We start from the raw sequence: 12,043 nt of genomic DNA, 5'->3' as shown, positions 1-12,043 counted from the left end.
ACCCCGTTTGTAAAATATTTCCTCATATAAAATTAACATCATGAAAGCAGTGGCCATTAATCAATTCAAAGACATCCCGGTTGTAATGGACCTCCCCAAACCTGTTGTAAGAGCAGGGACTGTATTGATAAGAGTGACAGCTGCCGGCATTAACCCATTCGACTGGAAAATGGCGGATGGTATTCTTGACGGTAAAATGCCTCACCAGTTTCCCATGATCATGGGTGTGGATGGGGCAGGCGTGGTAGAAGAAGTGGGAGAAGGAGTGAAACGTTTTAAGAAAGGCGATAAAGTATATGGCCAGTTTATTCATGCACCGATTGGTGAAGGCTCTTATGCAGAATATGCCGTAGTGCCTGAAAGCGCTGCCATCACCTATGCGCCGGTAAGCGCCAGCGCAGCTGAAGCGGCGGCAGTACCTACTTCTGGTATGACAGCGCAACAGCTGTTGGACAAACTTGATTTGTCGGAAGGCGAAACGTTGCTGGTGAATGGCGCCACCGGTGGCGTTGGCTCCTTTGTTACATTACTGGCAGCCATTCAGGGTATTAAAGTGATTGCCACGGTTGGCGGCGCAGCAGATGCGCAGCGCATGAAAGACCTGGGAGCTACTTATACTGTCAACTATAAGGAGGCTCCTGTGACTCAACAGGTGAACTCACAGTTCCCGCAGGGCATCAATGGTCTTATTGACCTGGTAAGCGACGGGGCCGGATTCAATGCTAACGCCGATCTCGTGAAACCGGGCGGAGGAGCATATACGACGGTGTTTGTAGCGGATGATGCAGCATTGGCTGTCAAAGGATTAGAGGGAGGTAACTTTGAAACCGTCAGCACGCCGGATGCATTAAATAAGCTTGCGCTCCTGATCGATCATGGAACGCTGAAAATTCCGGTGGAAAGAAAGATCTCCCTGGATGAAGTACCGGAAGCCATTGCCAATAACAGGCAAGGAAAGGCGACTGGGAAAACGGTGATCCTGATGTAGTTATTTTTTTATGTTGTTATGTAGATATTTTACATTGAAGCGATTTCTTTTGGAACAAAATATCTACATAACAACATAAAAAAATAGCTAAATATTCACGGTAGCTTTAAACAGTTCAGCGTGATCTTCTGTACTCAGCTGATATGTTTCACTATAGGCTAGAAACACGCTCTGACCTTTGTGCAGCGTCAATGTATCTGAGCCATTAATGGTAGCGTCTCCGCTCATTAATATCAGTATTTCCGCAGCATTGGCTGTATGTTCATATATCTGTCCTTTCCGGATATTAATTTTGCTGACAGCGAAATCGGGAGCAGGCGTAGGATAGATTTTTTCCAGTCCACCCGCTGCATCATCGCCTTGCAGGATATTGGGATGCACTGCTTCAAACTTTGTGTGCTTCAGCAGTTCTGGTACATCAATATGCTTCGGGGTAAGGCCACCGCGCAGCACATTGTCTGAATTGGCCATCAGTTCTACGTTCTGGCCTTCGAGGTAAGCGTGCGGGATACCAGCATCCTGGAATACAGCCTGACCGGGTTGTACCTGTACGATGTTAAAGAAGTAGATGGAGAAGATTCCTCTGTCTATATTACTCTCTCCTTCAGGAACGTTCAATGCTGCACGGGCAGCCCAGAAGCCGGGATCAGACTTGGGCAACTGATTGGCCTGGTAAGCAGATATCACGCGGGTGGTAAGTGGACGCAACAAGATATTTACCAATGCCTGTGGCATTTCCATTACACTTTTATACAGACCGTAGTAGCCTTCATTTTCGTATATGCTTACCAGTGATACAAACTCTGGTACTGATGTCAGTACTTCCTGTAATTTATCTTCCGGTAAAAAACCATGCAGGAGCCAGAACTCGCTCAAGGCCACCATGATCTCCGGTTTGTGGTTATCATCTTTATAGTTGCGGTGCGGCGCATTCAGCGGAATACCTGCTTCATTTTCACGTGCAAAGCCCTTTTCTGCTTCTGCTTTTGTCGGATGCACCTGTATAGACAGCATGTCTTTCACGTCCAGAATCTTAAAGAGGTAGGGGAGTTCTTTAAAACGGTCCCATACTTTAGGGCCGACCAGTGCTGCAGGATCAGTCAGTATCAGTTCATTCAAAGCAATAACACCGTTGCCGGTAGCGATGGCAGAAGGGGCACTGGGATGCGCCCCCATCCAGTATTCTGCACTTGGCTTCCCGAATGGCGCCACACCTAACAATTCAGGAATATAGTTGTAACCACCCCACGCATAATGTTGGACCTTGCCGTTCAGTCTGAATAATTTCATATATGGTTAAATCTGTTTGCTGTCAGTTAATGAATAGAATTATAAATCATTGTGCGGGCGAAAATACAACAATGCCTTTGATTTATTTGATTATTGTAATCACTCTGAGTCATTGATTGTTATTGAGTTGATCGATTGGATCGTGATGACTGATCAGGTTGATCAGTTTTAATACGCGGATGATTATTTACCCAAAGATATTTATCTTAAGTGATCAGTTTTTTAACTCAAAAAAATCCGATCATCAACAAAAAAAATCACCGGAACCTCAAAAGCCAGCGGCAATCATGGTTAGGCATGCGTGGTGAGGCCATTGCAAAGGCATATGTAAGCAAACACTGTTGTATCAGACATTGCAACTGGGTATCATCCCGGAAGGAGATTGATATTGTAGCAGAGAAGAATGGCTGTATCTATTTTATTGAAGTGAAAACGAGAGCGAGCAACCGGTTCGGGTGGCCGGAAGCCGCTGTGGATCATAGAAAACAGGACCACATCCAGGCGGTAGCTGCGGACTACCTGGAATATTTTCAGCTGTATCCATCAGCGATCCGATTTGATATTATCGCTATTACCTTCCAGGATGATGGGAGCTATGAACTGATGCATTTCAAGGATGTGTTCTGAAACCGGTTATATAGGCTGTTTCCTGTAACAGGAGAGACACGTATATTCGTTAACGTCTGATTAACAAAAAACATATCTGTAAATCTACTATTGTAAAATAATTTTTATATATCTTTGCGGAGCTTTTAAAAATTAACCCTGCATTGTCTTTGAGCACTGGGATACCAGTCCGTTCAAACCCAATCATTTCCCTGGAAAAAACTGTAACCATCAAACAGATCGTGACCATCTGGATTTCTTTGTGCCAGGGAGCCTGAAACTAAGACAGTTGCTTATACCATCCTCTATAAGGGTAGGGTTAAATATTGTAATTCGAAGCGCGGCAGCGGTAGCTGTTGTATTGCTTTCGGGAGTCAGATATAGATTATTGTAAAAAGAAAAAGCTCTGGGAGAGATACCCGGAGCTTTTTCTATGTCAGGCTGTTACAGACCCCACAAACCAGTGTAGTTGTGTGGCGTAATAGCTTTCAGTTCTTTTTTGAGGGCTGCGCTTACTTTCAGGCCATCAATAAATTTGTGCATGCTCTTTTGCGTGATCTGTTCTCCGCCACGGGTAAGCTCTTTCAGGGCTTCATAAGGTTGCGGATAATTTTCGCGTCGCAGCACAGTCTGTATTGCTTCCGCTACTACAGCCCAATTGTTGTCCAGATCTTCTTTCAGCTTGACTTCATTGAGAATGAGTTTGTCAAGTCCTTTCTGAAGCGACTTCGTAGCCAGCAGGGTGTGGCCAAAAGGTACACCCAGGTTACGGAGCACTGTAGAGTCGGTGAGGTCGCGCTGTAAACGGGAGATAGGCAACTTGGCGCTGAGATGTTCAAACACGGCGTTGGCGATGCCCAGGTTACCTTCTGCGTTTTCAAAGTCGATCGGGTTCACCTTATGCGGCATGGCGGAGGAGCCTACTTCATTCTTTTTGATCTTCTGTTTGAAATAGTCCATAGAGATATATGTCCAGATATCACGGCAGAAATCAATCAGGATATTGTTGATGCGCTTCAATGCGTCGAATTGCGCGGAGATGTTATCATAATGCTCGATCTGCGTGGTATACTTCATACGTTGCAGGCCCAGTGTGGTATTCACGAATTTCTCACCGAATTTTTCCCAGTTGATTTTAGGGAAAGATACGTAGTGGGCATTGAAGTTGCCGGTAGCGCCACCAAACTTGGCTGCAAACGGAATATCGCCCAGCAGCTTGATCTGGCCTTCGAGTCTTTCTACAAATACCATTATTTCCTTTCCCAGGATAGTGGGAGATGCGGGCTGTCCGTGTGTACGGGCAAGCATGGATACTTTCATCCATGATTGGCCCATCTTTTTAAGTGAGAGCAGCAGATTGGCGAGAGCAGACATATAAACATGTTCCACAGCATCTTTCCAGAGGAGAGGAGTGGCTGTGTTGTTGACATCCTGGGAAGTAAGGCCGAAGTGTACCCATTCCAGTTTGTCTTCCAGGCCAAGGTTTTTCAGTTCATTCTTCAGGAAGTACTCTACGGCTTTTACATCGTGGTTGGTAATCTTCTCAGTGTCCTTGATCAGCTGTGCATGTTCAATAGTGAACTCCTGGTAGATCTTTCTCAGTGCCGGTATTTTAGGTTTTGGCAGTGAGAATAGTTTTTGCTCGGACAGTGCAATAAAGTACTCCACTTCTACCATCACACGGTAACGGATCAACGCAAATTCAGAAAAATAATTAGCCAGCTCGTCAAGTTGCTTGCGATAGCGCCCATCCAGCGGGGAAATGGCAGTTAATGGTTGTAGTTGCATAATGAATTATCGGTTTGGAACTTTGTTATTCCGGATTTAGTTACTTTTGCAGCTTCAAAATTACTGAAATTGGAACGGAAAGTAAAAGTTGCGGCTGTAAGTTATTTGAATACGAAGCCTTTATTGTTTGGATTCAGGGATCATCCGGTGATGGAGATGATGGAATTATCGATGGACTATCCGGCTAAGATAGCCCAGCAGCTTATAGATGGGGAGGTAGACGTGGCGTTGGTGCCTGTGGCTGTCATCCCCAGGTTGAAAGAATACCATATTATAGCAGATTACTGTATTGGTGCAGAAGGACCCGTTGCATCCGTGTGTTTATATAGTGATGTTCCGCTCAATGAAATAAAGAGGATCTATCTCGACTACCAGAGCCGTACATCCGTAGCGCTGTTGCAGGTGCTGGTTCGTGAATACTGGAAGCTGGATGTAGAGTTTGTGGCCACATCAGACGATTACCAGGATAAGATAAAAGGTACGGATGCGGGACTAGTGATTGGCGACCGCGCATTGGCCCAGCGTAAAGTATCTCCTTACATATATGATCTTGCAGAGCACTGGGTGCGCTTTACAAGCCTTCCTTTTGTGTTTGCCGCCTGGATCAGCAACAAGCAGCTACCCGAAGAATTCACAAGCCAGTTCAATGAAGCCACGGGGGCGGGTATTCACAACATTCCTGCAGTAGTGGCTGAGAATTCTTACGATCTGTATGATCTTTCTGTTTATTATACCCATAATATCAGCTATCCGCTTACGCCTGCAAAACGCCAGGGCATGTTGAAGTTCCTGGGTTATCTTCAGTAAAGGCATCAGCTGAGCGCTCTTTGTATCAGCCCCTGGTGGTTATCCTCCTGGGGCTGAATGCTGTATGCCAATCCCTAATCGCTATATGACAATTATTAAGTATCTTCATATTTCACAGATAGTCCATATTCTCACCAAATAATATGCGGTCATGAAAATCGGCATCCTGGGCAGTGGTCCGGTAGGGCTAACACTAGGAAAGGGGCTTATTCAAACAGGCCACCATGTTACTATTGGCACACGTAATCCATCCAGGGAGTCGTTGCAACAATGGATCAAGAGGCAGGGGAAACAGGCTGCCGCAGGCACTTTCAGACAAGCTGCAGAATTCGGAGAGCTGATTATCATCTGTACCAGCTGGATAGGAACGAAGAAGGCCATCGAAGCTGCAGGTATCTGGAACTTCAAACATAAGCCCGTTGTGGATGTAACGAATCCACTTGATGGGAAAGGCCCCGATGAGCATGGACGGCTCACTTTTGTAATAGGACATAATAACTCTGCCGGAGAACAAATCCAGGCATGGCTTCCTCCGGATGCCAGCGTGGTAAAGGCGCTCAGCTGTATCGGCCATCAGCATATGCTTCAGCCTAATTTCAAAGATGGCTCGCCCACCATGTTTATTGCTGGCAATAACTCCGAAGCAAAGCAGCTGGTAATAAACCTGCTACACGAATTTGGCTGGAACGATATTGCTGATATGGGCACCATTGAGATGAGCCGCAGTATAGAACCCTTATCTATTTTATGGACCGCCTACGGCTACCTGAATGACAGCAGCGGCCATGCCTTCAAACTGCTGAGAGAATAAGCAGATTAAAAGATATTATAAAAGGGAAGGCTGATATGAATCATTCATACCGGCCTTCCCTTTTATACACGGATACCAATATCGTCGCTCATCATCAAGCCTGTCAATGAAATTATTGTACCTGCCTTACATTAATGTAGAAGCCCTTATCCACGTCCAGCGTTTTCACACCTGGTACAGTAATATTAACAGTGTGCCATAAGGTACCCGGATATATAAGTCTGTACCCGCTTTCATCCAGTTTTACTCTCACTGGCATGTTGAAGTCTTTCACATCTGTCACCCATCTGAACTGCAGACGCTGACCATTGATCCGGTATTCAAGGGTGGGGATGGTAGTATGACGCAGATATTGATCGAATACTTTGCTTAGATCCACGCCAAGGGCATTGCTGATATAGCTCTCTATTTCCTGCGTGGTAACAGTCTGATGATAGAATGTTTTATTCAGTCCTCTCAGCAGTTGCCTGAAAGCCTCGTCGTCATTCATGATCAGCCGGATGTTGTGGATCATATTGGCACCCTTGTAATACATATCTCCACTGCCTTCCACATTCACACCGTAAGGCGCAATGATGGGCACATCATTCTTAATGTTTTTTCTGATACCCTGGATATATTCACTGGCAGCCTTTGGACCATACTGACAGCCGGTGAACAGCGTTTCAGAATAGTTGGTGAAAGCCTCATGTACCCACATGTCAGCAATGTCCTTTGTGGTGATGCTGTTGCCAAACCATTCATGTCCGCTTTCATGGATCACGAGGAAGTCCCACTTCAGGCCCCAGCCGCTGCCGGAAAGATCGCGGCCCATATAGCCCATCTGATATTTGTTGCCATATGCCACAGCACTCTGGTGCTCCATTCCGAGGTATGGCGTTTCCACCAGTTTGTAGCTGTCTTTATAGAAAGGATATTTGCCAAACCAGTATTCAAAGCATTTCAGCATAGGTTTCACCACCTGGAAATGCTCACGGGCTTTATCTTCATTATAGTCCAGTACCCAGTAGCTTAGCTCAAGCCGGCCGCCTTCACCGGAGTAGCTGTCTTTTATCTCTGTGTAGTGAGCGATGTTGAGTGCCACATCATAGTTGTTGATCGGATTGCTTACATACCAGGTATAGGTGGCAGTGCCATCACCGTTTTCTGTTTTCTTTTTGAGACGGCCGTTGGAGACATCAGTCAGCTCTGACGGAACGGTAACGCTGATGGTCATGTCTTCCGGTTCATCGCTCTGGTGGTCTTTGTTGGGCCACCATACACTGGCGCCGAGGTGCTGTACAGCGGTGGCTATCCACGGGCGTCCGAGACTATCTTTTGCCCATACCACGCCGCCGTCCCACGGTGCATTTTTAGCACGGTGAGGTTGTCCATTATAATAGATGGTAAGCTGTTTGGTTTTATTTACCAGCTGGGGTGATTTCATCTTCACAAACCATGCGTTGCCATCTCTGGTAAATTCCAGTGATTTTTTATCCTGCACAATACTATCGATCAGCATCGGCTCCTGCAGGTCTATCTGCATAGTAGAGTCAGGCTTGAGTATTTTGTAGGTGATGGTATTGAAACCGATGAGGGTTTGTTTGTCAGGATCTACCTGTACATGGAGGTCATAGGAAGTAACGTCCCACCAGGCGCGCTGTGGGGTAATCGTGCCTCTGAGAGTGTCCGCTTTGGTGAAGCGTTGTTGAGCTCCTGCTGTAAATGTTGCCAGCAGAGCCATACAAAGCATAGGTATGCTACGCATATTTATTCTTCTGTTTTTATTCTGAAAGATATTAATTTACCGTCAAATGAAAAGTTGTTATTGTCAGGCGGTTATTATAGAGATTTGTTTTGCAGGACTATGCAGTTTATTATTGGCGGCCTGTGGAGGCCAGGAAAGTGGTTCCCGGCAGGTATTCAGGTATAACCAGACCGAAGGCATCAGCAGCCTGGACCCTGCCTTTGCCAAGAACCAGGCGGTGATCTGGGCGGTAAAGCAGCTATATAATACGCTGGTAGAACCAGACGATGAACTGGTAATCAGACCGTCGCTTGCAAAACAGTGGCGCGTATCGGATGATCATCTTACCTATACCTTTGATCTGCGGACAGACGTGTATTTTCATGACAGTGAAATCTTTCCCGACGGTAAAGGCCGCAGGCTCACTGCACAAGACGTGGTATACAGTCTGCAACGCATCATGGACCCGGCCACTGCATCTTCCGGCGCCTGGATCTTCAATGGAAGGGTGAAAGCAGGAGAAGGGTTCAAAGCGCTCAACGATTCTACCTTTCAGCTCACATTGATCCATCCCTTTCATCCTATCCTGGGTATTCTCAGTATGCAATACTGTTCGGTTGTGCCGCACGAAGCTATAGAGAAATACGGGAAAGATTTCCGCAGCCATCCCTGTGGCACCGGGCCTTTTCGTTTCTTCTTCTGGGATGAAGGGCAGGGGCTTGTACTGCACCGGAATCCCGTTTACTTTGAACGCGACAGCTCCGGCAGGGGACTGCCATACCTGGACGCCGTGCAAATCAGTTTCCTGGACAACAAAGCTTCTGAGTTCCTGATGTTCCGGCAGGGACAACTGGATTTCATGAATGATATTGACGCTTCTTTTAAAGATGAAGTGCTTACCAAGCAAGGACAGCTCCGAAAGGAATGGGAGGGCAGGATGATTCTACAGAAGCATTCTTACCTGAATGTGGAGTACCTCGGCTTCCTGGTAGACAGCAGCGCTGCGGTGGTAAAGCATTCTCCCGTGAAGCTCAGAAAGATACGGCAGGCAATCAACTACGGTATCGACCGTACGAAAATGATGATGTACCTCCGCAACAGCATTGGAACGGCAGCATTGTCAGGATTCATACCTGCCGGCCTGCCTTCGTTCGACGCAGATAAGGTGAAAGGGTATCCATATAACCCTGCGCTGGCGCGACAGCTGCTGGGGGAGGCCGGGTATCCGGACGGTAAAGGGATGCCGGCTATCAAGCTGTTGTCTATTCCTATATATGCAGACCTGGCCAACTATGTAGCCAATCAGTTGCAGGAAACCGGCATCCGTGTTCAGGTGGAAGTGATACAGAAAAGTTTGCTGCTGGAACAGACGGCCAAATCGCAGGCGCTCTTTTTCCGCGGCAGCTGGATTGCTGATTACCCCGATGCAGAAAGTTACCTAGCTATGTTTTACAGTAAGAATCCTGCACCGCCAAACTATACGCGTTACAGTAACCCGGCATTTGACGAGCTCTATGAAAAGGCGCTGGAAGAGAATGATGACAGCACCCGTTATGAATTATACAGGGAGATGGACAGGATGGTGATGGTGGATGCTCCGGTAGTACCTTTGTTCTATGATGAGGTAATCCGGCTGATACAACCTGGTATCAAGGGGTTCACCGGACATGGAATGAACCTGCTGGACCTGCGGAGGGTAAGAAAAATATAGATATAAGTTATTTTAACATTTCCTTCACAGGAAAGCTGACATTTTAATTTAAGTTACCCTGATTTAGCGTACCTTTGGTGATTATTTGTCACTTTTCAACGTAAAAATTCTAATGACGGCGATTCTGATATTCTTCTGTGTGCATTGGTTCTTTTCATTGTTCTTCCACACGTTCTATTTACATCGCTATGCATCTCACCAGATGTATACCACCAATAAATTCTGGGAGAAGTTCTTTTACTTCTGCACCTGGTTCTTCCAGGGTTCATCTTACCTGATCCCGAGAGCCTATGGCGTTATGCACCGCATGCACCATGAGTACAGTGATACTGAAAAGGATCCGCATTCTCCACACTTCTTTAAGGATGTTTGGACGATGATGGTGCAGACCCGTAAGATCTATAACGGTTTTGTAACCCGTACCAGCACAGTGGATGCTAAATTCACGTCTGAGCCACTGCCTGAATGGGATGCTATGGACAAGGTTGGTGATAGTAATATTACCCGTTTTGCATGGATGGCTATCTATGTTGCATTTTATGTAGTGTTTGTGCCTGCCGGCATGTGGTATCTGTACCTGTTGCTCCCGATCCATTTCCTGATGGGACCTGTACAGGGCGCTATCGTAAACTGGTGCGGCCACAAATATGGTTACAGCAATTTTGATAACGGTGACCATTCCCGCAACACTTCCCCCTGGGGCATTATCCTGCTGGGCGAACTGTTTCAGAACAATCACCATAAATTTAAAGACAGTCCTAATTTCGCCAAGAAATGGTATGAGCTGGATCCCAGTTACCAGGTGATGAAACTGATGAACTTTGTAGGAATCATTAAACTGAAACCTGCATTGGTGGCGCCTGCGCAGCTGAAGAAATCAAAAGCAGCGTAAGGAAAATAAGTACAATCAATCTGTTACAATAATAAAAAGTGTCTCACATTTGTGGGACATTTTTTATTTGGAGTCAGCCTGATCTGCTTATCTAAATGGTTTAAATTGTGGCTGAGGCGATAGTGCAAGCATGGGCGCATCTCCTTCACTGTCGCCGTAAGCATATATCTCCCCATAATCTTCCATGTTATACTCCTGCATGATTCTCGCTACTTTCTCGTGGCCATTGCAGTTGATTCCCAGTATTCTTCCGGTAATACGATGATCCTTCACTTCAAGCAGTGTGGCTATGCAGGCAATACCGAGGGATTGACACCAGGGGGCTACCCAGTGGTAAGCGGAAGCGGTAACTACCACTACCTGGTGTCCGCTTGACTGATGATTTTGTATAGCAGTTAATGCTGGTTTCCTGATCAGCTGTGGCAGCCTGTTATGGCAGAAGTTGCGGCATGCATCGGCAAACTGTTGCTCCTTCATCTCTCCGAAAAAATATTCCAGCACGCGTTGCTTCATATCCTGTGCAGGAATCTTCTTTAACTTAAACAGAACCAGGTCGGGCAGCAGTTTGATGATGCCGGCATACATAGCAGTAGCGCCTTTCTGGAAGCGGATAATTTCCCAGAGCGTATCCTTGCAGGTAATGGTGCCGTCGAAATCAAAGAATGCAATGCCTTTCACAGTTTGAGTTTTTTGAAAATGCCTTCCGGTATCAGTTTAATAATCAACATGATGTAACGCCAGAACCATTTCACGTAGATAGTGTTCTTCTTTTTCCTTACTGCACTGAAAACTGCATTGGCAATGGCTTCCGGCTGGGCGGTAAGTAAAGGCGGAAGTGTCAGGTGTTGGGTCATGCGGGTGTTTACAAAGCCCGGTTGCACACTCATAACGTGTACGCTACTACGAAAAAGGCGGTTGCGTAAACCACTGAGATAAGCGGTGAAACCTGCCTTGGCGCTGCCGTACATGTAGTTGCTCTGTCTTCCTCTTTCACCTGCTACTGAACTGATTCCCACTATGGCGCCTGCCTTCTTTGCAGCATAACTTTCAGCTACAACGTTTAGCACAGATACGGCGCCGGTATAATTGGTGTCAATGATTGTGCGGGCTTCTGTCCAGTCTTCCTGGGCTTTGGTCTGATCACCGAGGTAGCCGAATACGCAAATGGTAATATCCGGTTGTACGGGGAGGGCAGTATAAAAGGCCGGGTGTGTATCGAAAGCGGTGGCGTCAAAGCTATGCGTTGTAGCGGTGATACCGTATCGGATCTGCAGATCTTTCTGCAGTGGTTCCAGGGCAGCCGTATTGCGGGCAGCCAGTTGAATGTTATATTTTTCGGCGGCGAACTTCCTGGCTATCGCGATGGCCATATCCGAGCCGGCGCCTAAAAGTAGTACTGTGGGCATGTAATGGTCTTTTGAATC

At 46.5% G+C, this 12,043-nt stretch carries 11 protein-coding genes; 6 read left to right on the top strand and 5 right to left on the bottom strand.

What is annotated here, in order from left to right; translation table 11 throughout:
* The first annotated feature begins 40 nt into the window (after window positions 1–40).
* Window positions 41–988 (top strand): NADP-dependent oxidoreductase, encoded by a 948-nt coding sequence (locus VM802_RS14995; RefSeq protein ID WP_325531857.1) that lies wholly within the window; start codon window positions 41–43, stop codon window positions 986–988.
* Between the two features lie 87 nt (window positions 989–1,075).
* Here VM802_RS14995 and manA read toward each other — a convergent pair whose 3' ends face one another.
* Window positions 1,076–2,278, bottom strand: a complete 1,203-nt coding sequence (gene manA / locus VM802_RS14990; RefSeq protein WP_325531855.1) for a mannose-6-phosphate isomerase, class I — start codon at window positions 2,276–2,278, stop codon at window positions 1,076–1,078.
* 297 nt (window positions 2,279–2,575) lie between these two features.
* On the opposite strand from manA, the gene VM802_RS14985 reads away from it, so the two are divergent.
* A complete protein-coding gene (locus VM802_RS14985; RefSeq protein WP_325531853.1) occupies window positions 2,576–2,905 on the top strand; it encodes a YraN family protein in 330 nt (109 codons plus the stop codon).
* Between the two features lie 423 nt (window positions 2,906–3,328).
* Here the strand turns inward: VM802_RS14985 and purB are convergent, their stop codons facing one another.
* Window positions 3,329–4,672, bottom strand: a complete 1,344-nt coding sequence (gene purB / locus VM802_RS14980; protein WP_325531851.1) for an adenylosuccinate lyase — start codon at window positions 4,670–4,672, stop codon at window positions 3,329–3,331.
* 69 nt (window positions 4,673–4,741) lie between these two features.
* Here purB and VM802_RS14975 point away from each other — a divergent pair, with 69 nt between their 5' ends.
* Window positions 4,742–5,479: a menaquinone biosynthetic enzyme MqnA/MqnD family protein gene (locus VM802_RS14975; protein WP_325531849.1), complete on the top strand. Its 738-nt coding sequence runs from the start codon at window positions 4,742–4,744 to the stop codon at window positions 5,477–5,479.
* Window positions 5,480–5,630: 151 nt separating this feature from the next.
* Window positions 5,631–6,290 (top strand): NADPH-dependent F420 reductase, encoded by a 660-nt coding sequence (locus tag VM802_RS14970; protein ID WP_325531847.1) that lies wholly within the window; start codon window positions 5,631–5,633, stop codon window positions 6,288–6,290.
* Window positions 6,291–6,402: 112 nt separating this feature from the next.
* On the opposite strand, the gene VM802_RS14965 is transcribed toward VM802_RS14970, so the two are convergent.
* A complete protein-coding gene (locus VM802_RS14965) occupies window positions 6,403–8,037 on the bottom strand; it encodes a M1 family metallopeptidase (RefSeq protein ID WP_325531845.1) in 1,635 nt (544 codons plus the stop codon).
* Between the two features lie 46 nt (window positions 8,038–8,083).
* Here VM802_RS14965 and VM802_RS14960 point away from each other — a divergent pair, with 46 nt between their 5' ends.
* Window positions 8,084–9,727 carry an ABC transporter substrate-binding protein gene (locus VM802_RS14960; protein WP_325531843.1) on the top strand — a complete coding sequence of 548 codons (1,644 nt, stop codon included), beginning with the start codon at window positions 8,084–8,086 and terminating at the stop codon, window positions 9,725–9,727.
* Window positions 9,728–9,839: 112 nt separating this feature from the next.
* Entirely contained in the window at window positions 9,840–10,619 is a 780-nt protein-coding gene (locus VM802_RS14955; RefSeq protein WP_325531841.1) for an acyl-CoA desaturase, read from the top strand.
* Between the two features lie 87 nt (window positions 10,620–10,706).
* Here the strand turns inward: VM802_RS14955 and VM802_RS14950 are convergent, their stop codons facing one another.
* Together VM802_RS14950 and VM802_RS14945 are read right to left on the bottom strand one after the other, a co-directional pair.
* Window positions 10,707–11,297, bottom strand: a complete 591-nt coding sequence (locus VM802_RS14950) for an HAD-IB family hydrolase (RefSeq protein WP_325531839.1) — start codon at window positions 11,295–11,297, stop codon at window positions 10,707–10,709.
* Entirely contained in the window at window positions 11,294–12,025 is a 732-nt protein-coding gene (locus VM802_RS14945) for an SDR family oxidoreductase (protein ID WP_325531837.1), read from the bottom strand. Before VM802_RS14945 ends, VM802_RS14950 begins: the two co-directional genes overlap by 4 nt.
* Window positions 12,026–12,043: the final 18 nt, after the last annotated feature.

Origin of the sequence: Chitinophaga sp. (assembly GCF_035538455.1) — a bacterium.
Classification (GTDB): Bacteria; Bacteroidota; Bacteroidia; order Chitinophagales; family Chitinophagaceae; genus Chitinophaga.
The sequence above is the reverse complement of the archived record's forward strand: the minus strand, read 5'-3'. Positions and strand labels throughout refer to the sequence as shown.

Coding starts and splice junctions, on each gene's coding strand:
- VM802_RS14965 (WP_325531845.1), bottom strand. CDS start 8,037: ATGCGTAGCATACCTATGCTTTGTATGGCTCTGCTGGCAACATTTACA.
- VM802_RS14945 (WP_325531837.1), bottom strand. CDS start 12,025: ATGCCCACAGTACTACTTTTAGGCGCCGGCTCGGATATGGCCATCGCG.
- VM802_RS14955 (WP_325531841.1), top strand. CDS start 9,840: ATGACGGCGATTCTGATATTCTTCTGTGTGCATTGGTTCTTTTCATTG.
- VM802_RS14970 (WP_325531847.1), top strand. CDS start 5,631: ATGAAAATCGGCATCCTGGGCAGTGGTCCGGTAGGGCTAACACTAGGA.
- purB (WP_325531851.1), bottom strand. CDS start 4,672: ATGCAACTACAACCATTAACTGCCATTTCCCCGCTGGATGGGCGCTAT.
- VM802_RS14960 (WP_325531843.1), top strand. CDS start 8,084: ATGAAAAGTTGTTATTGTCAGGCGGTTATTATAGAGATTTGTTTTGCA.
- VM802_RS14995 (WP_325531857.1), top strand. CDS start 41: ATGAAAGCAGTGGCCATTAATCAATTCAAAGACATCCCGGTTGTAATG.
- manA (WP_325531855.1), bottom strand. CDS start 2,278: ATGAAATTATTCAGACTGAACGGCAAGGTCCAACATTATGCGTGGGGT.
- VM802_RS14985 (WP_325531853.1), top strand. CDS start 2,576: ATGCGTGGTGAGGCCATTGCAAAGGCATATGTAAGCAAACACTGTTGT.